15 protein-coding genes and 1 tRNA gene are annotated in these 23,491 nt (G+C 61.1%); 15 read left to right on the top strand and 1 reads right to left on the bottom strand.

The window, feature by feature from the left end; translation table 11 throughout:
- The 12 genes from PAN31117_RS26355 to PAN31117_RS26300 all read left to right on the top strand — a co-directional run.
- Nucleotides 1-84 (top strand): EF-Tu C-terminal domain-related protein (locus tag PAN31117_RS26355; protein ID WP_455709878.1); only part of this gene is annotated, 84 nt, incomplete at its 5' end.
- A 64-nt stretch (nucleotides 85-148) separates the two neighbouring features.
- Nucleotides 149-224 (top strand) — tRNA-Trp (locus tag PAN31117_RS26350).
- A 22-nt stretch (nucleotides 225-246) separates the two neighbouring features.
- Nucleotides 247-627 carry a preprotein translocase subunit SecE gene (gene secE, locus PAN31117_RS26345; protein WP_039393786.1) on the top strand — a complete coding sequence of 127 codons (381 nt, stop codon included), beginning with the start codon at nucleotides 247-249 and terminating at the stop codon, nucleotides 625-627.
- Nucleotide 628: 1 nt separating this feature from the next.
- Nucleotides 629-1,186, top strand: coding sequence for a transcription termination/antitermination protein NusG (nusG, locus tag PAN31117_RS26340; RefSeq protein ID WP_039393784.1), 558 nt, complete (start codon nucleotides 629-631; stop codon nucleotides 1,184-1,186).
- Between the two features lie 144 nt (nucleotides 1,187-1,330).
- A complete protein-coding gene (rplK, locus tag PAN31117_RS26335) occupies nucleotides 1,331-1,762 on the top strand; it encodes a 50S ribosomal protein L11 (RefSeq protein ID WP_039393782.1) in 432 nt (143 codons plus the stop codon).
- Nucleotides 1,762-2,457 carry a 50S ribosomal protein L1 gene (gene rplA / locus PAN31117_RS26330; RefSeq protein ID WP_150740798.1) on the top strand — a complete coding sequence of 232 codons (696 nt, stop codon included), beginning with the start codon at nucleotides 1,762-1,764 and terminating at the stop codon, nucleotides 2,455-2,457. The genes rplK and rplA overlap by 1 nt, the downstream gene beginning before the upstream one ends.
- A gap of 322 nt (nucleotides 2,458-2,779) precedes the next feature.
- The gene (gene rplJ / locus PAN31117_RS26325) at nucleotides 2,780-3,277 is read left to right on the top strand and encodes a 50S ribosomal protein L10 (RefSeq protein WP_046290062.1); all 498 of its coding nucleotides are present in this window, start codon (nucleotides 2,780-2,782) and stop codon (nucleotides 3,275-3,277) included.
- Between the two features lie 60 nt (nucleotides 3,278-3,337).
- The gene (gene rplL / locus PAN31117_RS26320; protein WP_046290061.1) at nucleotides 3,338-3,715 is read left to right on the top strand and encodes a 50S ribosomal protein L7/L12; all 378 of its coding nucleotides are present in this window, start codon (nucleotides 3,338-3,340) and stop codon (nucleotides 3,713-3,715) included.
- Nucleotides 3,716-4,243: 528 nt separating this feature from the next.
- Complete coding sequence (rpoB, locus tag PAN31117_RS26315) at nucleotides 4,244-8,350, top strand: DNA-directed RNA polymerase subunit beta (protein ID WP_039393774.1); 4,107 nt, start codon at nucleotides 4,244-4,246, stop codon at nucleotides 8,348-8,350.
- Nucleotides 8,351-8,376: 26 nt separating this feature from the next.
- Nucleotides 8,377-12,588: a DNA-directed RNA polymerase subunit beta' gene (gene rpoC, locus PAN31117_RS26310; RefSeq protein WP_150740797.1), complete on the top strand. Its 4,212-nt coding sequence runs from the start codon at nucleotides 8,377-8,379 to the stop codon at nucleotides 12,586-12,588.
- Nucleotides 12,589-12,827: 239 nt separating this feature from the next.
- A complete protein-coding gene (locus PAN31117_RS26305; RefSeq protein WP_150740796.1) occupies nucleotides 12,828-14,252 on the top strand; it encodes a mannose-1-phosphate guanylyltransferase/mannose-6-phosphate isomerase in 1,425 nt (474 codons plus the stop codon).
- 194 nt (nucleotides 14,253-14,446) lie between these two features.
- Nucleotides 14,447-17,497, top strand: a complete 3,051-nt coding sequence (locus PAN31117_RS26300; protein WP_150740795.1) for a Fic family protein — start codon at nucleotides 14,447-14,449, stop codon at nucleotides 17,495-17,497.
- A gap of 57 nt (nucleotides 17,498-17,554) precedes the next feature.
- Here PAN31117_RS26300 and PAN31117_RS26295 read toward each other — a convergent pair whose 3' ends face one another.
- On the bottom strand, nucleotides 17,555-19,714 hold the full coding sequence (locus tag PAN31117_RS26295; RefSeq protein ID WP_442417698.1) for a TonB-dependent receptor family protein: 2,160 nt from the start codon (nucleotides 19,712-19,714) through the stop codon (nucleotides 17,555-17,557).
- A 515-nt stretch (nucleotides 19,715-20,229) separates the two neighbouring features.
- Here PAN31117_RS26295 and hpaH point away from each other — a divergent pair.
- The 3 genes from hpaH to PAN31117_RS26280 all read left to right on the top strand — a co-directional run bounded on the left by hpaH (nucleotide 20,230) and on the right by PAN31117_RS26280 (nucleotide 23,472).
- Entirely contained in the window at nucleotides 20,230-21,039 is an 810-nt protein-coding gene (gene hpaH, locus PAN31117_RS26290; RefSeq protein ID WP_150740793.1) for a 2-oxo-hept-4-ene-1,7-dioate hydratase, read from the top strand.
- A 57-nt stretch (nucleotides 21,040-21,096) separates the two neighbouring features.
- Nucleotides 21,097-21,891 (top strand): 4-hydroxy-2-oxoheptanedioate aldolase, encoded by a 795-nt coding sequence (gene hpaI / locus PAN31117_RS26285; RefSeq protein WP_150740792.1) that lies wholly within the window; start codon nucleotides 21,097-21,099, stop codon nucleotides 21,889-21,891.
- Between the two features lie 105 nt (nucleotides 21,892-21,996).
- A complete protein-coding gene (locus PAN31117_RS26280) occupies nucleotides 21,997-23,472 on the top strand; it encodes an aldehyde dehydrogenase family protein (protein ID WP_150740791.1) in 1,476 nt (491 codons plus the stop codon).
- Nucleotides 23,473-23,491 lie beyond the last annotated feature (19 nt).

Below are 23,491 nucleotides of genomic sequence, written 5' to 3'. Positions count from 1 at the left end.
GCCATGACCGAAGGTCTGCGCTTCGCAATTCGCGAAGGTGGCCGTACGGTTGGCTCGGGCGTCGTTGCCAAGATCGTAGCTTAAGCCGGTACCTTAACGGTCCGCGCTTACGGGGTCAGCTTTTGGCAGCTGACCTCTCTGCTGTTTTAGGGGTATAGCTCAACTGGCAGAGCGTCGGTCTCCAAAACCGAAGGTTGGGGGTTCGATTCCCTCTGCCCCTGCCAAACAACTGTCTGCAAGCTGGAAATGGCGAATTCTCCCGTAGAAACTGTACGTACGACTGGCGACAAGCTGCTGCTGGCTCTGGCCGGGCTGCTGGTGATTGCTGGCGTCGTGGCGTTCTACGCTTTGGAGCAACAGGCACTGTATGTGCGCGTTGCTGCCATCGTCGTCGTTCTGGCCATCGCAGCAGGTGTTGCATTGGCATCGCAAACTGGTAAAGGCTTCCTGGCTTTTGCGAAGGATGCGTATCGGGAAGTGGGTAAGGTCGTTTGGCCGACCCGTAAAGAGGCTGCCCAAACGACCGCGATCGTCTTCGCGTTCGTCATCATCATGGCGCTGTATCTGTGGATCAGCGACAAGACGATCGAGTGGGCAGTGTTCTCTTTGATTCTTGGCTGGAAGTGATATGTCTGATACCGGAGCTGCACCGAGCAAGAAGCGCTGGTACGTCATTCATGCCTACTCCGGCATGGAAAAAAGCGTAGCCAAGCAACTGCAAGAGCGCATTACGCGTGAGGGCATGCAAGATTACTTTGGTCAGATCCTTGTTCCGACCGAAGAAGTTGTTGAAACTACGGCTGGCCATAAGAAGGTCACCGAGCGTCGTTTCTTCCCCGGCTATGTGCTGTGTGAGATGGAAATGACGGATGAATCGTGGCACTTGGTGAAGAACACCCCCAAGGTCACGGGCTTTATCGGCGGCACGGGTACGCGCCCGATTCCGATCCGACAAGCCGAAGTCGACAAGATCATGTCGCAAATCAAGGACGGGGTTGAAAAGCCGCGTCCGAAGACGTTGTTCGAAGTGGGCGAGCTGGTTCGAGTCAAGGATGGTCCTTTCACGGACTTCAACGGCTCGGTGGAAGAAGTGAACTACGAAAAGTCCCGCCTCCGTGTCTCCGTCACCATTTTTGGACGGGCAACTCCGGTAGAACTGGAGTTCGGACAAGTCGAAAAGATCTAAGAATAAAATGCGCCGGCGCGACGTCCGGCGCGTTTTTGCGTTGGTGACACCCGTCGCCGAGGAGCGTCAGTAGCCCCGTTTTTGGTGAACGCGCGCTATGACTCAACCCCGAATATGCGCCACATATTCGTTCCGGAGTAAACCATGGCAAAGAAAATCATCGGCTTTATCAAGCTGCAGATTCCTGCAGGTAAAGCCAACCCGTCGCCCCCCGTGGGCCCGGCCCTGGGTCAGCGTGGCCTGAACATCATGGAGTTCTGCAAGGCGTTCAACGCGCAAACGCAGAGCCTCGAACCGGGTCTTCCGATTCCGGTGGTGATCACCGCCTTCGCGGACAAGAGCTTCACGTTCGTCCTGAAGACCCCGCCGGCAACGGTGCTGATCAAGAAGGCTGCCAACCTGCAAAAGGGTTCGGCCAAGCCGCACACCGACAAGGTGGGCAAGATCACCCGCGCACAAGCGGAAGAAATCGCGAAGACCAAGATGCCTGACCTTACCGCCTCCGATCTGGACGCCGCGGTTCGCACCATCGCTGGCAGCGCACGTTCGATGGGCATCACGGTGGAGGGTCTGTAATGGCTAAGATCTCGAAGCGTCAACAAGCACTGGCCGCAAAGGTCGACCGCAACAAGCTGTACCCGGTCGGCGACGCTCTGGCCCTGGTCAAGGAATGCGCAAGCGCCAAGTTCGACGAGTCGATCGACGTCGCCGTTCAACTGGGCGTCGATGCGAAGAAGTCGGACCAAGTGGTTCGCGGTTCGGTCGTTCTGCCGGCCGGTACCGGTAAGTCGGTTCGCGTGGCCGTTTTCGCCCAGGGCGAAAAGGCTGAGCAAGCCAAGGCTGCCGGCGCTGAAATCGTCGGTATGGAAGACCTGGCCGAGCAGATCAAGGCCGGCAACATGGACTTCGACATCGTGATCGCTTCGCCGGATACGATGCGTATCGTCGGTACGCTGGGTCAGATCCTCGGCCCGCGCGGCCTGATGCCGAACCCGAAGGTTGGCACGGTCACCCCGGACGTCGCTACGGCAGTGAAGAACGCCAAGGCAGGTCAGGTGCAATACCGTGTCGACAAGGCCGGTATCATCCACGCCACGATCGGTCGCGCTTCGTTCGAAGCCGCTGCTCTGCAGCAGAACCTTTCGGCTCTGCTTGAAGCCCTGACGAAGTCGAAGCCGGCTTCGAGCAAGGGTGTCTACCTGCGCAAGATCGCCCTGTCGAGCACGATGGGCGTTGGCGTGCGTGTGGACCAGACCAGCTTGTCGGCCTAAGCGATAAATATCGCAATCGCAGGGTGATGGCGTCCCCTGCGATGGCTGAGATCCTTGAGATCGACAGCCTGTAGCAAAAGACTTTGGGCGGAAGCGAATTCTTCGGAAGTTGCTTCCGGTTATCAAAGACCGTTGGCGGGAATGGGCATTCACTGACGCTCCCTTAATACGCCAGCCAACGCAGATGGCGAACCCGAACAAGTTATGCAGTCACACCGTCGCACGCGGGCAACCGGGCGCGAAGGTTGAAACTCCAGACATGTCGGTAAGCCGTTAGTGGAACGGCATCACCATGAGGTGATGTCAATTTTGGAGGTTAACCGTGGCACTTAATCTTGATGATAAGAAAGCCGTCGTGGCAGAAGTATCGGCGCAAGTCGCCGGCGCTTCGACCATCGTTGTGGCTGAATATCGCGGAATCACGGTTGGCGATCTGACGAAGCTTCGCGCCAATGCGCGTCAGCAAGGCGTCTACCTGCGCGTTCTGAAGAACACGCTGGCACGCCGTGCGGTGGAAAACACTGCATTTGCTGACCTGGCTGAGCAGATGACCGGTCCTCTGATCTACGGTATCTCGACGGATCCCGTAGCCGCTGCGAAAGTCTTGAACGACTTTTCGAAGGGCAACGACAAGTTGATCTTGAAGGCCGGCTCGTACGACGGCAAGGTGATGGACAAGGCAGGCGTGCAAGCGCTGGCCTCGATCCCGAGCCGCGACGAACTGCTCGCGAAGTTGCTGGGTGTCATGCAAGCGCCGGTTTCCGGCTTTGCTCGCGTCCTGGCTGCCGTGGCAGAGAAGAAGCAAGCGGAAGCTGCTTAATTCTCTCCCCGGTTACACGATCGCTGACTTCGGTCCGAACACAATCTAGGAGTTTTACAAATGGCAATCACGAAAGACGAAATCATCGAAGCCGTAGGCGCGATGTCGGTTATGGAACTGAACGACCTGGTCAAGGCGTTCGAAGAGAAGTTTGGCGTGTCGGCTGCCGCGATGATGGTCGCTGGCGGTGCTGCTGGCGGCGGTGCTGCTGCAGCTGCTGAAGAGCAAACCGAATTCAACGTCATCCTGGCAGAAGTCGGTGCAAACAAGGTCGGCGTCATTAAGGCCGTCCGCGAAATCACCGGCCTGGGCCTGAAGGAAGCCAAGGATCTGGTTGATGGCGCTCCGAAGGCTGTCAAGGAAGGCGTCGACAAGGCTGCCGCTGACGAAGCCAAGAAGAAGCTGGAAGAAGCCGGCGCCAAGGTCGAAGTTAAGTAATTCGGCTCTGCGCGTAGGGAAGGCTGGCGACGAAATGTCGTCAGCCTTTTTGTGCTTTCAGGAGATGCAAATCCCAAAACCGGGATTCCAAATTCGAAAGCGGGCTTGAAGCTGAGCCAAGTGGTTGAAATTGAAGTGATTTCGCTGTACCTCGTAAGACTCGCACGGTTTCAAACGGGCGTTCGCCCAACGAGACGGGTCCAGGGACATGCGATAGCGGCCGATGTGCCGCGCTGGGGAAGTAAGCGAGAGGCCAAAGAAAAAATCGCGACGGGAAGCGTATTCGATGCGTCAGGCATCGGCCCGTAACGGTTTTCTCTTTGTCTTCTGAAGCGACTGCAGAAGGCAAGTTTGGTCGGGCGACGGGCAACACAGGCATCCGTCGCCGTCAGCCAGCGGTTGGTAGCGGCCAACCACCAAGCTCGTTGCTCCGCGGCAAGCCCGCCGTGGGGGACGTCTGGTCTCAGTCGATGAACACCCGTTGGCGATGCCTGCCGTCGTCGTCAGCGTAGTGATTCGGAGATCGTAATGCACTATTCCTTCACCGAGAAGAAACGCATTCGCAAGAGTTTTGCGAAGCGTCCGACCGTGCACAAGGTGCCGTTTTTGCTGGCCACCCAGCTCGCCTCGTACACATCGTTCTTGCAAGCCGATGCGCTTGCATCGGAGCGGAAGCCGGAGGGTCTGCAAGCAGCCTTCTCCTCCATTTTCCCGATCGTTTCTCACAACGGGTTCGCACGCCTGGAGTTTGTCAGCTATCTGCTTGGCACGCCTGCGTTCGATGTCAAGGAATGTCAACAGCGCGGCCTGACCTTCTGCTCGGCCCTGCGCGCCAAGGTTCGTCTGGTGATTCTCGATAAGGAATCGCCGAACAAGCCGGTAGTCAAGGAAGTCAAGGAACAGGAAGTGTACATGGGCGAAATTCCGCTCATGACCTCGACGGGTTCCTTCGTCATCAATGGCACGGAACGTGTCATCGTCTCGCAGCTGCACCGTTCGCCGGGCGTGTTCTTCGAACACGACAAGGGCAAAACGCACAGCTCGGGCAAACTGCTGTTCTCCGCGCGTATCATCCCCTACCGCGGCTCGTGGCTCGACTTCGAATTCGATCCGAAGGACATTCTGTACTTCCGCGTTGACCGCCGTCGCAAGATGCCGGTCACGATCCTGCTCAAGGCCATCGGCCTGACGCCGGAACAGATCCTCGCGAACTTCTTCGTGTTCGACAACTTCAAGCTGATGCCGGAAGGCGCACAGATGGAGTTCGTGCCGGAGCGTCTGCGTGGTGAAGTGGCTCGTTTCGACATCACGGATCGCGAAGGCAAGGTCATTGTCCAGAAGGACAAGCGCGTCAACGCCAAGCACATCCGCGACCTCGAGAACGCCAACACCAAGTTCATCTCGGTGCCGGAAGACTATCTCCTCGGCCGTGTGCTCGCGAAGAACGTGATCGATGGCGACACCGGCGAAGTGATCGCCAACGCCAACGACGAAATCACCGAAAGCGTGCTGCTCAAGCTGCGCGAGTCGGGCGTGTCGGACATCCAGACGCTGTACACGAACGATCTGGACCAGGGTTCGTACATCTCGGCCACGCTGCGTATCGACGAAACCGCCGACCAGACGGCCGCGCGTATCGCGATCTACCGCATGATGCGCCCGGGCGAGCCGCCGACCGAAGATGCGGTCGAGGCCCTGTTCAACCGTCTGTTCTACAGCGAAGAAGCTTACGACCTGTCGAAGGTGGGTCGTATGAAGTTCAACCGTCGTGTTGGCCGTGACGAAGTGCTCGGACCGATGACGCTGGAAGACGACGATATTCTCGCGACGATCAAGATCCTCGTGGATCTGCGTAACGGCCGCGGCGAAGTCGACGACATCGACCACCTGGGTAACCGTCGTGTGCGTTGCGTCGGCGAACTGGCAGAGAACCAGTTCCGCGCCGGTCTCGTGCGTGTCGAGCGTGCTGTGAAGGAACGTCTGGGTCAGGCCGAGTCGGAAAACCTGATGCCGCACGACCTGATCAACAGCAAGCCGATTTCGTCGGCCATTCGCGAGTTCTTCGGTTCGTCGCAGCTGTCGCAGTTTATGGACCAGACCAACCCGCTGTCGGAAATCACGCACAAGCGTCGTGTTTCCGCACTGGGCCCGGGCGGTCTGACGCGCGAGCGTGCAGGCTTTGAAGTCCGCGACGTGCACCCGACCCACTATGGCCGCGTGTGCCCGATCGAAACGCCGGAAGGTCCGAACATCGGTCTGATCAACTCGCTGGCACTGTACGCCCGCCTGAACGAATACGGCTTCCTCGAGACGCCGTATCGCAAGGTGGAAGACGGCAAGGTCACCGACCAGATCGACTACCTGTCGGCCATTGAAGAAGGTCGTTACGTGATCGCTCAGGCGAACGCGTCGATCGGCGCCAGCGGCGAACTCACCGACGAACTCGTGTCGTCGCGTGAAGCCGGCGAAACGCTGATGGTCACGCCGGACCGCATCCAGTACATGGACGTGGCACCGTCGCAGATCGTCTCGGTCGCAGCCTCGCTGATTCCGTTCCTCGAACACGATGACGCGAACCGCGCATTGATGGGTTCGAACATGCAGCGCCAGGCCGTGCCTTGCCTGCGTCCGGAAAAGGCGGTTGTCGGTACGGGTATCGAACGTACGGTGGCCGTTGACTCGGGTACGACCGTGCAGGCGTTCCGTGGCGGCGTGGTCGACTATGTCGATGCAGGCCGTGTGGTGATTCGCGTGAACGACGACGAAGCCGTTGCCGGTGAAGTCGGCGTGGACATCTACAACCTGATCAAGTACACGCGTTCGAACCAGAACACCAACATCAACCAGCGTCCGATCGTGGAAGTGGGCGATAAGGTTGCGCGCGGCGATGTGATCGCCGACGGCGCGTCGACCGACCTGGGTGAGCTGGCGCTGGGTCAGAACATGCTGATCGCGTTCATGCCGTGGAACGGCTACAACTTCGAAGACTCGATCCTGATCTCGGAACGTGTCGTTGCGGAAGACCGTTACACGTCGATCCACATCGAAGAACTGAACGTTGTCGCTCGCGACACGAAGCTCGGACCGGAAGAAATCACGCGCGACATCTCGAACCTGGCGGAAGTGCAACTGAGCCGTCTGGACGAGTCGGGCATCGTGTACATCGGTGCAGAAGTCGAAGCCGGTGACGTGCTGGTGGGCAAGGTCACGCCGAAGGGCGAAACCCAGCTCACGCCGGAAGAAAAGCTGCTGCGCGCGATCTTCGGCGAGAAGGCTTCGGACGTGAAGGACACCTCGCTGCGCGTGCCGTCGGGCATGAGCGGCACCGTCATCGACGTGCAGGTGTTCACGCGTGAAGGCATTCAGCGCGACAAGCGCGCTCAGCAGATCATCGACGATGAACTGAAGGGCTACCGCCTCGACCTGAACGACCAGTTGCGCATCGTGGAAGGTGACGCATTCCAGCGTCTGGAGCGTTTCCTGGTGGGCAAGACGGCCAATGGCGGCCCGAAGAAGCTCGCCAAGGGCACCAAGATCACCAAGGAATACCTGGCCGATCTGGACCGCTACCACTGGTTCGACATCCGTCTGGCAGAAGACGAAGGTGCGCAACAGCTCGAACAGATCAAGGAATCGATCGAGCAGAAGCGTCACTCGTTCGACCTGGCTTTCGAAGAGAAGCGCAAGAAGCTCACGCAAGGCGACGAACTGCCGCCGGGCGTGCTGAAGATGGTCAAGGTGTACCTGGCGGTCAAGCGTCGTCTGCAGCCTGGCGACAAGATGGCCGGCCGTCACGGTAACAAGGGTGTGGTCTCGAAGATCGTGCCGATCGAGGATATGCCGTACATGGCCGATGGCCGTCCGGCAGACATCGTGCTCAACCCGCTCGGCGTGCCGTCGCGGATGAACGTGGGTCAGATTCTCGAATCGCACCTCGGCTGGGCAGCGAAGGGTCTGGGCTGGCGTATCGGCGAAATGCTGCAAGCGCACACCAAGGTCCAGGAGCTTCGCAAGTTCCTGACGAAGATCTACAACGAGAGCGGTCAGCAAGAAGATATCGACAGCCTGTCGGACGACGAAATCATGTCGTTGGCACGCAACCTGCAGAACGGTGTTCCGTTCGCGACGCCGGTGTTCGATGGCGCGCATGAAGAGGAAATCCGTCGCATGCTGGATCTGGCGTTCCCGGATCACATCGCGAAGGAACTCGGCATGACCCCGTCGAAGAACCAGGTCACGCTGTTCGACGGTCGCACTGGTGAAGCCTTCGAGCGTACGGTCACTTGCGGCTTCATGCACATGCTCAAGCTGCACCACTTGGTCGACGACAAGATGCACGCACGTTCGACCGGTCCGTACTCGCTGGTGACGCAACAGCCGTTGGGCGGTAAGGCTCAGTTCGGTGGTCAGCGCTTCGGTGAAATGGAAGTGTGGGCGCTGGAAGCTTACGGCGCATCGTATGTGCTGCAGGAAATGCTGACGGTGAAGTCGGATGACGTGACGGGTCGTACGAAGGTGTACGAGAACCTCGTCAAGGGCGATCACGTGATCGATGCCGGCATGCCGGAGTCGTTCAACGTGCTGGTCAAGGAAATCCGTTCGCTCGGTATCGATATCGACCTGGAGCGCGGTTAATCGCGTTCAGGCAACAGGAGAAAGCAATGAAAGCTTTGCTCGATCTATTCAAGCAAGTCCAGCAGGACGAACAGTTCGACGCGATCAAGATCGGTCTGGCTTCGCCGGACAAGATCCGCTCGTGGTCGTTCGGTGAAGTGAAGAAGCCGGAGACGATCAACTACCGGACCTTCAAGCCCGAGCGCGACGGTCTGTTCTGCGCCAAGATCTTTGGTCCGATCAAGGACTACGAGTGCCTTTGCGGCAAGTACAAGCGCCTGAAGCACCGTGGCGTGATCTGCGAGAAGTGCGGCGTCGAAGTGACGCTGGCCAAGGTGCGCCGTGAGCGCATGGGCCACATCGAACTGGCGTCGCCGGTCGCGCACATCTGGTTCCTGAAGTCGCTCCCGTCGCGTCTGGGCATGGTGCTCGACATGACGCTGCGCGACATCGAACGCGTGCTGTACTTCGAAGCGTACGTGGTTCTCGAGCCGGGCATGACGCCGCTCAAGCGTTGCCAGATCATGACCGAGGAGGATTACTACAACAAGGTCGAGGAATACGGCGACGAATTCCGTGCCGAGATGGGCGCGGAAGGCGTGCGCGAACTGCTGCGCTCGATCGACATCGACGCACAGGTCGAGCATCTGCGCGCCGAGCTGCAAGCCACGGGCTCGGAAGCCAAGATCAAGAAGTACGCCAAGCGCCTGAAGGTTCTTGAGGCATTCCAGCGCTCGGGCATCAAGCCCGAGTGGATGGTGCTCGAAGTCCTGCCGGTGCTCCCGCCTGAGCTGCGCCCGCTGGTGCCGCTCGACGGTGGCCGCTTCGCGACCTCGGACCTGAACGATCTGTATCGCCGCGTCATCAACCGTAACAACCGTCTGAAGCGTCTGCTCGAGCTCAAGGCCCCGGACATCATCGTGCGCAACGAAAAGCGCATGCTGCAAGAGTCCGTGGACTCGCTGCTCGACAACGGTCGTCGCGGTAAGGCGATGACCGGTGCGAACAAGCGCCCGCTCAAGTCGCTGGCCGACATGATCAAGGGTAAGAGCGGTCGTTTCCGTCAGAACTTGCTGGGTAAGCGTGTCGACTACTCGGGCCGTTCGGTGATTACTGTGGGCCCGACGCTCAAGCTGCATCAGTGCGGTCTGCCGAAGCTGATGGCGCTCGAACTCTTCAAGCCGTTCATCTTCCACAAGCTGGAAGTGATGGGCGTGGCCACGACCATCAAGGCCGCGAAGAAGGAAGTCGAGAACCAGACGGCGGTGGTGTGGGACATCTTGGAAGAGGTGATCCGCGAGCATCCGATCATGCTGAACCGCGCACCGACGCTGCACCGCCTGGGTATTCAGGCGTTCGAGCCGGTGCTGATCGAAGGCAAGGCAATTCAGCTTCACCCGCTGGTTTGCGCGGCGTTCAACGCCGACTTCGACGGTGACCAGATGGCTGTTCACGTGCCGCTGTCGCTCGAAGCGCAGATGGAAGCGCGTACCCTGATGCTGGCCTCGAACAACGTGTTGTTCCCGGCTAACGGCGATCCGTCGATCGTGCCGTCGCAGGATATCGTGCTGGGTCTGTACTACGCGACGCGCGACAAGATCAACGGCAAGGGCGAAGGCCTGTCGTTCATCGACGTGTCCGAAGTGCTGCGTGCGTACGACAACAAGGAAGTCGAACTGGCTTCGCGCGTGAACGTGCGTATTACGGAGTACCTGGTCGACGCGGAAACGGGTGAGAAGACGCCGAAGATCACGCTGTACCCGACGACCGTCGGCCGCGCGATCCTGTCGGAAATTCTGCCGCCGGGTCTGCCGTTCTCGGTGCTGAACAAGTCGCTCAAGAAGAAGGAAATCTCGAAGCTGATCAACACGGCGTTCCGCCGTTGCGGTCTGCGCGAGACGGTGATCTTCGTCGACAAGCTGATGCAGTCGGGCTTCAAGCTCGCTACGCGTGCCGGTATTTCGATCTGCGTCGACGACATGCTCGTGCCGACGAAGAAGGAAGAACTGATCGGCGAAGCGTCGAAGAAGGTCAAGGAATACGACCGTCAGTACATGTCGGGTCTGGTCACGTCGCAAGAGCGTTACAACAACGTCGTGGACATTTGGGGTGCTACCGGTGACGCCGTGGGTAAGGCGATGATGGAGCAGCTCTCGAAGGAAAAGACCACCGACCGCGATGGCAATGTCGTGGACCAGGAGTCGTTCAACTCGATTTACATGATGGCCGACTCCGGTGCTCGCGGTTCGAGCGCCCAGATTCGCCAGCTCGCCGGTATGCGTGGCCTGATGGCCAAGCCGGACGGCTCGATTATCGAGACGCCGATTACCGCGAACTTCCGCGAAGGCCTGAACGTGTTGCAGTACTTCATCTCGACCCACGGTGCACGTAAGGGTCTGGCCGATACGGCACTGAAGACGGCAAACTCGGGTTACCTGACGCGTCGTCTGGTCGACGTGACGCAGGATCTGGTCGTGGTCGAAGACGATTGCGGCACGAGCAACGGCGTGGCGATGAAGGCGCTGGTCGAGGGCGGTGAAGTGGTCGAAGCCCTGCGTGACCGTATCCTGGGTCGCGTGGCTGTGGCCGACGTCGTGAATCCGGAAACGCAAGAGACGGTGTACGAAGCCGGTACGCTTCTCGACGAAGACATCGTCGAGAACATCGAAGCGCTGGGTATCGACGAAGTGCGCGTGCGCACCCCGCTGACCTGCGATACGCGTTTCGGTCTGTGTGCACTGTGCTACGGCCGTGATCTGGGTCGCGGTACGCGTGTGAACGTCGGCGAAGCCGTCGGCGTGATCGCAGCACAGTCGATCGGTGAACCGGGCACGCAGCTGACGATGCGTACGTTCCACATCGGTGGTGCGGCATCGCGTGCGGCAGTGGCCTCGTCGATCGAAGCCAAGTCGAACGGTACGGTTCGCTTCACGGCGACCATGCGTTACGTGACGAACGGCCGCGGCGAGCAGATCGCGATCTCGCGTTCGGGTGAAGTCCTGATCACGGACGATCACGGTCGTGAGCGCGAGCGTCACAAGGTGCCGTACGGCGCCACGCTGCTGCAACTGGACGGCGCACAGGTCAAGGCCGGTGCCCAACTGGCTACGTGGGATCCGCTGACGCGCCCGATCATTACCGAACACGGCGGTTTCGCCAAGTTCGAGAACGTCGAGGAAGGTGTCACGGTTGCCAAGCAGATCGACGATGTGACGGGTCTGTCCACGCTGGTCGTGATCGATCCGAAGCGTCGTGGTCCGGCGTCGAAGAACGTGCGTCCGCAGGTCAAGCTGCTCGACGAGAACGGCGTGGAAGTGAAGATCCCGGGCACGGATCACCCGGTGACGATCGGCTTCCAGGTCGGCGCACTGATCACCATCAAGGATGGTCAGCAAGTGCCGGTGGGTGAAGTGCTCGCACGTATCCCGACTGAAGCGCAGAAGACGCGTGACATTACCGGGGGTCTGCCGCGCGTGGCCGAACTGTTTGAAGCGCGTGCACCGAAGGACGCCGGCATTCTGGCCGAAGTCACGGGTACGACGTCGTTCGGTAAGGACACGAAGGGCAAGCAGCGTCTGGTCATTACCGATCTGGACGGCAACCAGCACGAATTCCTGATTCCGAAGGAAAAGCAGGTGCTGGTGCACGACGGTCAGGTGGTGAACAAGGGCGAAATGATCGTGGACGGCCCGGCCGACCCGCACGACATCCTGCGTCTGCAGGGTATCGAAGCGCTGTCGCGCTACATCGTCGATGAAGTGCAGGACGTGTACCGCTTGCAGGGTGTGAAGATTAACGACAAGCACATCGAGGTGATCGTTCGCCAGATGCTGCGTCGTGTGCAGATCACCGACAACGGCGATACGCGCTTCATCATCGGCGAACAGGTCGAGCGTTCGGACATGCTCTACGAGAACGACGCCATGAACGCCGCGGACAAGCGTCCGGCGCAGTACGAGAACGTGCTGCTGGGTATTACGAAGGCGTCGCTGTCGACGGATTCGTTCATCTCGGCTGCATCGTTCCAGGAAACGACGCGCGTGCTGACCGAAGCCGCCATCATGGGCAAGAAGGACGACCTGCGTGGTCTGAAGGAAAACGTCATCGTTGGCCGTCTGATCCCGGCAGGTACGGGTCTGGCGTATCACAAGGCCCGCAAGGCCCGCGAAACGTCGGATCGCGAGCGTCACGACCAGATCGCTCTGGAAGAGGCGTTTGCCCCGATCCCCACTTCGGTGGAAGAGCCGACGGCAGAGTAAGCCGGACGCGGGCGGCGCTGGCGCAAGCCGGCACCGCCGATCCGGCACTACGCTGTATCGCTGTACGAAAGCGGCACCCTTTGCGGGGTGCCGCTTTTCTTTTGCGCGACGGTAAAACGTGGCCAAGACGCCAATCCGAGGCAAACTTCCGTCATCGCAATGTCGTTTTAAGTGTTTGAAATAACGATATAATTTTCGCTTCCTAAAGCGATGTGGCGTAACTTTCTACGAACCGGAATATGGCGATAACTCCTGTAATTCTGTGCGGCGGTAGTGGTACACGTTTGTGGCCTTTGTCGCGAGCCAGCTATCCAAAGCAGTATCTCGCGCTCGCCGGTTCGGACACATTGCTCCAGCAGACGGTCAAGCGCGTCGGCGCGCTCGACGGCGTGGCCGCCCCGCTGATCATCTCCAACAACGAACAGCGCTTCCTCGTGGCCGAGCAGCTGCGCGCGATCGACACGACCCCAGGCGCTATCGTGCTCGAACCCGTGGCACGCAACACCGCACCGGCGGTCGCGGCGGCGGCGCTGATTGCCCTGCGTCAGGACGCCGACGCCACGCTGCTCGTGCTGCCTTCCGATCACGCCATCGCCAATGAGGCCAAGTTCCTCGAAGCGGTGCGCGCGGCCAAGACGCTGGCCGACGACGGCTATCTCGTCACCTTCGGCATTCCGCCGATGTCCCCGCATACCGGTTACGGCTACATTCGCCGCGGTGCAGCCACGCAAGTCTGTGCGAGCGGGTTCAACATCGACCAGTTCGTCGAGAAGCCGGACGCCGACAAGGCCGCAGCACTCATCGCCGCGGGCAACTGCTACTGGAACAGTGGCATGTTCATGTTCAAAGCGTCGGCGTATCTCGACGAACTCGAACGTCTCGCCCCGGCAATGCTCAGGCAGGTGAAAGCGGCGGTGGAGCAGGGCGCGGTGGATATCGACTTCTTCCGCCTGGACAAGGCGAGTCTCGAAGCCTGCCCGTCGGACTCCATCGACTATGCCGTCATGGAGAAGGCGCAGCGCGCCGCCGTGGTAGACGCCGATGGTCTGGGGTGGAACGACATCGGTTCGTGGTCGGCGGTCGCGGAGATTGCCGAGCGCGACGAGAACGGCAATAGCCTGATCGGCGATGTCGTGACGCACGGCGTGAAGAATAGCTATGTGCGCGGTGAGAGCCGGATGGTCGCGGCCATCGGCGTCGAGAATCTCGTGATCGTGGAAACGCCGGACGTCGTGCTGGTCACGTCGAAGGATCACGTTCAGGACGTCAAGCGCGTGGTCGAGACGCTGATCGCCGAAGGCCGCTCGGAGTCAGTGTTCCATCAGCGCGTATTCCGGCCGTGGGGCGACTACGAAGGCATTTGTGTGGGCGATCGCTTCCAGGTGAAGAAGATCGTCGTGAAGCCGGGCGCTTCGCTGAGCTTGCAGATGCACTTCCACCGCTCGGAGCACTGGATCGTGGTGAAGGGCACGGCGCGAGTGGTGAACGGCGACACGACGACGCTGCTGACCGAAAACCAGTCGACGTACATTCCGCTGGGTACGACGCACCGTCTGGAAAACCCCGGCCGCGTGCCGCTTGAACTGATCGAAGTGCAGTCCGGCGCGTATCTGGGAGAAGACGATATCGTCCGCTTCCAGGACGACTACGGCCGTACGAAGTAAGCACGCAGGAAACAGATAAGAAGCAGGTAAGAAGCACCGAGCAGTCCCGCTCGCCCCGATGAAGGGGCGAGCCGCACGACGAAGGCACGCGCAGCACAGAAGCCGTTGTTCGATAAAAACACGAATGACACGGGGCAGCGATGAGCGAGGGGGCGAAGGCACGAAGGCCAGCGGTGAGTGCGCGCCAGGAGGGGATGCCTGTCGTCGGTGATGCATCCGCCGCGACGCCCGCACTCGTCGATAATCGCCCGATCAGCCGCGCTCACGCGCAAATGCGTGCCACCATCGATGCCAGCCCGCGCACCCGCGCGGTGGCGCAGCGGCAAGCGCTCGCTTCGCCGCCCCCACCGTTGTCATCGCCTGCGCCCATCCAGCGCGTCATCAATTTCTCGGCTGATGTCGAGCGCCAGTACACCAAAGACGCCTTTCTGACGAAGCTCACGCACGTCAGTGCGCTGACGTTCGACGAGATTCGGCGGACATGGATCGCAGCCGAAAAATCCTCAGAGCAGATCACACTGCCGGACAACATCGAAATGGCCTGGGCCATGCTGGCGCCGTTCCGGCCCAAGCCGCCGAGACGCCGGGGTGCCAAAGCGCCTGTTCTGCCTCAATACCCCGAGAACGATGTCCGTCTGCTCGATCAGGCCGCCAGCGCCATTCCAATGACGTCACGTTTCGACGTCGGCAAACATCAGGCCGCCATCAGTAGCCACTTTCAGACAATTTTTCCGCCCGCGAAAGAGGAGTCGGAGGAGGCGCAGCAGCCCTGGAACCCCGAGGAGCCGGGCGAATTCGAGGAGCATTTGTCCACGGTCGACTTCACGACGTGGGACAACCTGCTGCCCAGGCAGAAGCGAGTGCTACTGCGTAACCGGGACAATCCGAAGGTGCTGATGCGCGAGCTGAAAAACCTCGTTACCCACACGTCGGACGCCACGAACGATTACCTCATCGCGCTTTACAGTCATCTCGCCGCGTTACGGGGAGACGCCCGTGCCATAGGCGAGGAGGCAGGGCTGCCCGACAAAGGCGAATACCTTCAGACGATCGTCGACATCCGAAGCGGGAAGGCGCTCGGTTCCGAAGCGTACAAACCGCCGAAATACAGTCAGGTGTCGTCCATCGACTGGACTGACAGGGGCGAGCTGGTCGAGGATCATCCGTTCCTGCGTCAGCGAAGCGAACAGCTCTACAAGCATCTGGATGCGCGGCGCGACAGGAATGCGCTGGACGTTCTCACCAAGTGGGCGTCGCCCGCCACGGGGGTGCAGAAGAACAACGTGGGCATGGACATCGGTCTCTCGGCCAAGAGCCACGACCCGGGACACGCGGGCGACGACATCGCGTTGCTGGATTCGACGCTCGCACGCATTGCGCCCATTGAGGGCACCCTTTACGCCGCCTATCCGAGAAACGATTCGCTCCAGCCTGGCAGGCTTTTCAGTCAGGGAACGCCGCTGAGCGCAAGCGAATCCGCCGGCGGCACGGTCGCGTTTTCGAAGGGCGGCATGAAGAAGAAAGGCGACCCGATGGATCGCTATCGCATCTACGCCAAGGGCATGAACGGCATTCCGATCAGCCCCGTCGCGCCCGATATCGGGCACGGGCAGCGGGAGGTCGTCTTCCGGGCGAGTGCGACGTTCAAGGTGCTCACCGTTGAGGAAGGCAATTACGGCGCGGGCGTGACCCGGCTCGTGACGATGGTCGAGCAAGGCGAGTCGACATCACAGATCGATGCCGTCAAGCAAAGTCAGGAAGCGCTGCTCAACAGCAACGACCGGTGGCTGACACGGCTCGGCGACGTGGACGTCGATCAGCGCACGCAGTCGTGGTTCATCTCCAACAGCACGGGCGGCACCGTGGAGGGGCAGCGCGACGCCAGCTTTGCATTTCCGTACGGGAAGAAGACCGCGCAGGCATGGCACGACGTCATTACCGACAATGGCATCGATATCTGGTCGATCGACGGATTCCGTACCGTGGCTGCGCGCCTGGCGGGAGAGACCCGCAGCGAAATCGAATTCATCACGCAGGACGACGAGCCGTCATTCTGGGGCGCGCCGGTGAAACTGACATCGCCGGAAAGGAAGACGCTGACCGGACACGGCCTCTCGGTGACAAGCGCGAAGGGCAAAGGCAACAAGGGCCTGTTCAATGTGAGTTACCAGCAAGAAGACAAGGCATCGGCACTCGGCGAGTTGCTTGCGCAAAGCAAGGAGGCGTTTGACGCTATTCTTGCCCGGAAACCCAAACCGAAAGGACGTCGTCGGGTCGATCCCGAGACGGAAAAGGAAAACGACATCGCCCGGCTGGCGGCACGTGTTCAGCAGCAGATCAGTGTGCTGCATCCGCTGCACGACACCAACGGGCGCGTGAGTCGCGCCTACGCGTATCTGATTCTTCGTCGTGCGGGATATGGCGACAGGCCGCTACGGTTGTTCGATCAGGACAAGGACCAGACCACGTCGCAGGCGGACTGGGAAAACCAGTTCGCCAGCTATCAGCCGGAAGAAGAGGAGGAAGACGACTGGTTGCCGAGTATCGGTCCGGTGACGGATATGGGCGGCGCTCGCAGCTTCATCGGCACGTTGGCGGGCGGCACGATGCCCCGTCGGCTATCGGAGGTAGAGAGGGAGGAGAAGACGCTCAGTGCTCAGCAGGACGTCGATGACCGCGACTTGTGGGTCGAGGAGGAGATGCTGGCGTTCGCCTCGCACCGGCCGTCATGGCTGCCGCCAGAATTGGGGCTGGAGATGGACGCTTTCGTCGCGTCCGAGATGAAGCGCAGGGAAGCGGAAGAAGAGGCGCCAGAGAAGAAGGGCAAGAAGAACAAGAAGAAGCGGGTGCGCGCGACGCCGTCGACAAAGCCCAGGCGATATGCCGATGCGGTGGCGCTTCAGCATCGCGTGACGATTGCGATATCGAACAGGATTCAGACCAGTCTTAACCGGAAGCGAAGCTTCGACGAGATCGACGAGCAGGGCGTGTCGGACGAAGAGGATTCGGACCGGGACAACGCGTCGGATATCGAGGACGATGAAAAGACGCACTTCTCGGCGCGTCGCGTTATTGTCGGTAGGCGTGGTCGACGTGGTGGCCGTGATCTTTCGGAGGCATCGGAAGATACCGACGACGCATACGAAGCGCACCACGACGAACAGGACGAACAGGACGACGAAGACGACCCTGACTACCGGCCCGGCGACGAGAGGAAGTACAAGAAGCCGAGGAGCCGTCGATAAAAAAGCCCCGCCGTCGAATCGAGGGCAGGGCTTTGTGCTGAGGGCAGGGAACGTCGATCAGAACCCGAAGTGCCCTTGCACGTAGACCATGCGCGGTGCGCCGACCATAATGCCGCCGTTCTGATCTGTGTTGCGCGTGTAGAAGCGCTTGTCGAACACGTTGTTCAGACCCACGGTGATGTCTGCGTTCTTGTAGAACGGCAGCTTGTACAGCGCTTGCAGGTTCCATACCCGGTAGCCCGGCACCTTGCCGTTCAGACCATCGGCCGACGGCGCATCGGTGTTCGCAAGATCCGAGTACTGAGAGCTTTGGTGCGTGGTGGAGACGTTGAACGTCCACTGACCGATCGTGTAGCGCGCGCCGAGAGTGTCGGTGAATCGCGAGTAGAACGGCACGTCGAGACCGGCCGTCGTGCCCGACTTCTGGATCGCACGCACATACGTAAAGTTCGCATACAGGTTCAAGCCGCGCAGCGCGCTGTCGCGATCGAACGTGTAATCGATCGCGGTTTCGATACCGTCGTGGTTCGTTGCACCGATGTTCTGGAACGTCGCGGGACTCACGCCCGGCACCTGCAGAATCTGGTTGTCGAACTTCATTCTGAAGGCCGTCAGTTCGGCCTTCCAACGATTGTCCGTCCAACGCGTGCCGATTTCATACGTGCGGGCCAGTTCTGGCTCCAGCGGGTTCGACGCCGACATCGAATTGAGCTGCGTGTTCTGCACCGGGCCGAACGACGTGCTGTAGTCCGCGAAGATTGTCCACGCACTGTTCACCAGATACGACAGGTTCACCGAAGGCAGCGGCTTGTTGTTGTCCGTGCGGAAGGTGCCGCCCGAGGCTTTGTCCACGCGTTGCGACGAGATCATTTCGTAGCGCAGGCCCGGCGTGAAGCGCCAGTTGCCCCATGCCATGCGGTCGTCGATGTAGAACGCGTTGGCGCTGGTGTAGTTGTAGAACGTCGTCGTGGCGGACGTCTTGCCATTGGACAGCGTCGTCTGGAAGTTGTTGTCGTCGCCACGCTCACGAATGAAGCGATAGCCGACGGTGACGTCATGCGCCGTCGGACCGAAGAACAGGCGCTGGGTGTAGCGCGGCTCGATGCCGAACGTCTGATAGTTACGCGGCTGGTGAATCTGCGCCAGCGGCAGGACCGAGAGGTTCGTCAGCGTGCTTTGGCGATAGCTCTCGTTGTAGAACGTGCGGATCTCGAATTCCTGCGTGTCCGAGATCGTGTTCAGGTAGCCGAAGTCGAGACCGGTGCGATTGCCGCTCCAGTAGTCGGTCGGACGCGTGTTCTGGAACGGATCGGCGTTGTACTGCGCGGCCGTCAGCCCGCCCGGGGTCATCGACTTTGCGTCGAAGTACGAGATCTTGCCGTACACCTGCTGGCTCGGCGTGATGTCATAGCGCCACTTCAGCGCGAGATCGTTCACATGCTCGTCGCTGCCCTTTCGCCAGTCGCGGCCGACCATGCCCGAGTACAACAGCGCGAGGCCCAGACCGTTGTCCATCTGCGTGCCGAGGAACAGGCCGTACTGCGTGTTCGCCCCACCACCGGTGGTGTACATGTTTTCACGCACGGTCGCGTCGGCCGTCAGGCCCGGCGTGCTCGGGATCGAACGTGTCTTGAAGTTGATCACGCCACCAACGTTCTGCGGACCGTAGCGCACGGCACCACCGCTACGCACGACGTCGATGCTCTCGATGTTGAACAGGCTGACCGGCGCGAACGACAACTGCGGCTGACCGTAGGGCGCGACAGCGAGCGGGATGCCGTCGAGCAACACGGTCGAGCGCGGGCTGAAACGGCCCGCGAGACCGCGCACGCCGACGTTCAGCGAGATGGCGCTGCCTGCACTGCTGGAGTTGTCCGTGGCCTGAACACCGGGAATGCGGCGCAGGACGTCGCCGATGCTCGAGGCACCCGACGCGTCGATCTGCTCCTTCTTCACGACCGTGCGCGCGCCAGGAAAAGTCTTCGCGCTGTTGTCGAGGCCGGTGCCCAGCCAGTCGCCGGAGACGTTCACTGCACCGAGTTCGACGTCGGCCTTTGCTTCGGCCGCCGAGGTCGCTTGTTGTGCGTGCGCGGCACCCAGCGTGACCATCAGCAATGCGGCGGCGCACGCGGTCGCGCGGGGCAGGCGTTGCAGGCGATGGGTGGGAATAACGGCAGAAATAGCCGCGGGAACAGCGGCACGGCGACTTGCGGACATCTTCATCTTGGCAGACCTTCGTAACTTCTGGCGGTGGCGAGCTAGGCCGCTGAGGGATGTGCGTAACGGCCATGCCTGACGGCAAAGCACATCTGCGGCGTGCGGATCGTTATGAGTAAGACGTTGTAATAAAGCGACGCGGATTATAAATGCAAATCACTCTCATTTTTAATGGGTGCCGCCGAACATCTGTCGGTAATCGGACGGGAGGGATTGCGCAGGGGCGCGCGCGATGGGGGGAGCTGAGAGGAATGCGCGACATTGCGCAGAGATGTCGCGCAATGTCGGACGGAAACGGGAAGATGCGATAACAAATGCCGATCGCCGTGTTTGCTTCAACGGTCGGTTGAGACTGTGGCTCCAACACCACAACCGCTCGGCAGATGGGGGTTCACGCGGTATCGGATTATCCAGTTTTTCTTATCAATCGCCCAAAATCGATTGATTGTTCGTGGCGCGCGTGGCCGCAAGAATAGGGGACTATTCAAGACGATGCCGACAACGGAGACCCCGCGATGCCGAAGCTCGACGCCTCGACCCATCAGGCCCTTGCCCGCGAACTGCACGAAGCCGAGCGCAGCCGCACGCCCGTGATGCAGTTCTCCCGCCGTTATCCCGAGATGACGATTGCCGACAGCTATGCGATCTCGCAGGCGTGGCTCGCGCTGAAGTTCGCCGAGGGTCGTCGCGTGATCGGGCACAAGATCGGGCTGACGTCGCGTGCCATGCAGGTGGCCGCCCAGATCACCGAACCCGATCACGGCACGCTGCTCGACGACATGCTTGTTGCCGACGGCGCAACGCTGGAGGCGTCGCGCTTCATCGTGCCGCGTCTCGAAGTGGAGCTGGCGTTCATTCTCGCCAAGCCGCTCAAAGGACCGGGCGTGACCCTGTTCGATGTACTGGACGCCACCGCCTGGGTGACGCCCGCGCTGGAACTGATCGACGGTCGTATCGAGCTGTTCGATCGCGACACCAAAGCGCCGCGTAAGGTCTTCGACACGATTGCCGACAACGCGGCGAATGCCGCCGTGATTCTCGGTGGCCGTCCCGTCAAACCGGATGCCATCGACCTGCGCTGGGCAGGCGCGCTGCTGTATCGCAACGGGGTGATCGAAGAATCCGGGTTGAGTGCCGCAGTGCTGAACCATCCGGGCAATGGCATTGCATGGCTCGCCAACAAGCTGGGCGCGTTCGACGAAGGGTTGCAGGCGGGCGAGATCGTGCTGGCGGGCTCGTTCACACGGCCGGTGGCCTGCACAGCGGGCGATGTCTTCCACGCGGACTACGGTCCGCTCGGCGCCATCGGTGTGCGCTTCGTCTAAGTCCGAATGCTGCTTTCGACGGCATCCGACTGCCCTTCACATCAGGAAGCCCTTGTCATGAAAACACCTCCGAATACCTTCCGTCAGGCGCTGGCACGTGGCGAGCGTCAGATCGGCCTGTGGATGGGACTCGCCACGCCGTACGCCGCGGAGCTGTGCGCAGGCAGCGGGTTCGACTGGCTCGTAATCGACGGCGAGCACGCCCCTAACGATCTGCGCACGATGCTCGCGACATTGCAGGCCGTCGCGCCCTATCCGGTACACCCGGTGGTACGTCTGCCGCACGGCGACGCGGCGCTCATCAAGCAAGTGCTCGAAATCGGCGCGACGACGCTGCTCGTGCCGATGGTCGAGTCTGCCGCGATGGCGCGCGATCTCGCGAGCGCCACGCGCTATCCGCCGCAGGGCACGCGTGGCGTCGGCAGCGGACTGGCGCGCTCGTCGCGATGGAATCGCTATGAGGACTATCTGCACGCCGCGAACGACACGACGTGTCTGCTCGTCCAGGTGGAGACGGCCGATGCACTCGCGCAAGTCGACGAGATTGCCGCCGTTGACGGCGTGCACGGCGTGTTCATTGGCCCGGCCGACCTCGCGGCGTCGATGGGCCGTCTCGGGCAGGCCACTCACCCCGACGTGCGCACGGCCATCGAAGATGGCGTCGCACGCATTCGTCGCGCGGGCAAGGCGGCGGGAATCCTGTGTGTCGACGAGACGCTGGCGACACACTACCTCGACCTCGGGGTGACGTTCATCGCGGTCGGGATCGACACCACGTTGCTGGCCAATGCGAGCCGCGCGCTGGCCGCGAAGTTTGCTGTCTCGGACGCCTCAACCCCCGAGAAGGGCTGATCGGGTAACCAAGGGGCGCGCGATCCCTCCGATGTTCCGGTTCGCGCGCCTTCCACGCCTTTCCCCTTCGTGCTTCCCCTGAAAATTCATTTAAAGAGACAAGGCATGAGTGATACCCGTTTTGACGTCGCCGGTGTGTCGGTGTCGCCAGACCACTACATCGATGGCCGCCGCGTGGCGTCTGCCGAGACGTTCGCATGCGTCTCGCCCATCGACCAGACGCATCTGGGCGATATCGCCAGCGGTAATCTCGGGCACGTCGATGCCGCGGTGACGTCGGCCTCGCTGGCGTTTCCCGCATGGGCGGCGCTGAGCGCGGCGCAACGTCAGCCGTATCTTCAGCGCTTTGCTGACGCCATCGGCCGACGCGCCGACGCGTTCGCCACGTTGGAGAGCGCAGACGCTGGCGTGCTGCGCTCGCGCATGGCTCACGGCGTCGTGCCACGTGCGATGCAGAACATCACGTGGTTCGCCGAGCATGCGCTGACGCTGCAGGACCGCGTGATCGAGACACCGCAGGCACGCCACCTCGTGCGTCACGATCCGGCCGGTGTCGTGGCCATCATCACGCCGTGGAATTCGCCGTTGATGCTGGCGACGTGGAAGATCGGCCCGGCGTTGGCGTCCGGTAACACGGTGGTGCTCAAGGCGCCCGAGTGGGCGCCGTTGACGTCGTCGTTGCTGGCGGATTGCGCGCACGAGGCAGGATTGCCGCCGGGGGTCTTCAACCTGTTGCAGGGCTCTGGCGCACAGACCGGGGCGGCGCTGGTCAGCGATGCAAGGCTCGCGCGTATCTCGTTCACCGGCTCGGTCGCTACAGCCAAATGGATTGCGAAGACGGCTACCGACAACCTCGTGCCGTGCAGCCTCGAACTCGGCGGCAAGTCGGCCTTCATCGTACTGGCCGACGCCGATCTCGACGCGGCCGCCGCGACCGCCGCGCTGATGTACCGCAACGCCGGGCAGGTGTGCCTCGCCGGGACGCGTCTGCTCGTGCATGCGGACGTGGCTCCCGTGTTCATCGAGAAGCTGCGCGAGGTGGTCGGGCGTCTTGTCGTGGGCGATCCGCGCGACGCGGCGACCGAAGTCGGGCCGATCATCCATATGCGCCAGCTGGAGCGTGTGCAGGGGTTCGTCGAACGGGCGGTCGCGGGCGGTGCTCGCCTGCTGTGGGGCGGCATGCGGCATGACTTTGGCGCGCAGTATTTCGCGCCGACGCTGCTCACCGATCTGCGTCAGCACGAGGAGATCGTGCAACAGGAAGTCTTCGGCCCGGTGCTCACGCTGCAAACGTTTGCGAGCGACGACGAAGTCGTCGGCATGGCTAACGGCACGGACTACGGACTGGGCGGCGTCTGCTATGGCGACGAAGTGCATGCCATCGCCATTGCCGAGCGCGTGCGCACGGGTTTCATCTGGATCAACAGCTTCGGCATTCGCGATCTGGCCGCGCCGTTCGGTGGCATCAAACGCTCGGGCGTCGGACGCGAGGGCGGCGACTGGAGCTTCGAGTTCTTCTGCGACGTGAAGGATGTCGTCGTGCCGAAACAACCGTTCAAGGCGAGCTTCAGCCATCGCTGACGGCGCGCTGTCACATCGT

The sequence above is a fragment of the Pandoraea anapnoica genome (assembly GCF_902459765.1).
Classification (GTDB): Bacteria; Pseudomonadota; Gammaproteobacteria; order Burkholderiales; family Burkholderiaceae; genus Pandoraea; species Pandoraea anapnoica.
Note: the sequence above shows the minus strand (reverse complement) of the source record. Positions and strands in the feature narration are given on the sequence as shown.

Coding starts and splice junctions, on each gene's coding strand:
- secE (WP_039393786.1), top strand. CDS start 247: ATGGCGAATTCTCCCGTAGAAACTGTACGTACGACTGGCGACAAGCTG.
- nusG (WP_039393784.1), top strand. CDS start 629: ATGTCTGATACCGGAGCTGCACCGAGCAAGAAGCGCTGGTACGTCATT.
- rplK (WP_039393782.1), top strand. CDS start 1,331: ATGGCAAAGAAAATCATCGGCTTTATCAAGCTGCAGATTCCTGCAGGT.
- rplA (WP_150740798.1), top strand. CDS start 1,762: ATGGCTAAGATCTCGAAGCGTCAACAAGCACTGGCCGCAAAGGTCGAC.
- rplL (WP_046290061.1), top strand. CDS start 3,338: ATGGCAATCACGAAAGACGAAATCATCGAAGCCGTAGGCGCGATGTCG.
- rpoB (WP_039393774.1), top strand. CDS start 4,244: ATGCACTATTCCTTCACCGAGAAGAAACGCATTCGCAAGAGTTTTGCG.
- rpoC (WP_150740797.1), top strand. CDS start 8,377: ATGAAAGCTTTGCTCGATCTATTCAAGCAAGTCCAGCAGGACGAACAG.
- PAN31117_RS26305 (WP_150740796.1), top strand. CDS start 12,828: ATGGCGATAACTCCTGTAATTCTGTGCGGCGGTAGTGGTACACGTTTG.
- PAN31117_RS26300 (WP_150740795.1), top strand. CDS start 14,447: ATGCCTGTCGTCGGTGATGCATCCGCCGCGACGCCCGCACTCGTCGAT.
- PAN31117_RS26295 (WP_442417698.1), bottom strand. CDS start 19,714: ATGTCCGCAAGTCGCCGTGCCGCTGTTCCCGCGGCTATTTCTGCCGTT.
- hpaH (WP_150740793.1), top strand. CDS start 20,230: ATGCCGAAGCTCGACGCCTCGACCCATCAGGCCCTTGCCCGCGAACTG.
- hpaI (WP_150740792.1), top strand. CDS start 21,097: ATGAAAACACCTCCGAATACCTTCCGTCAGGCGCTGGCACGTGGCGAG.
- PAN31117_RS26280 (WP_150740791.1), top strand. CDS start 21,997: ATGAGTGATACCCGTTTTGACGTCGCCGGTGTGTCGGTGTCGCCAGAC.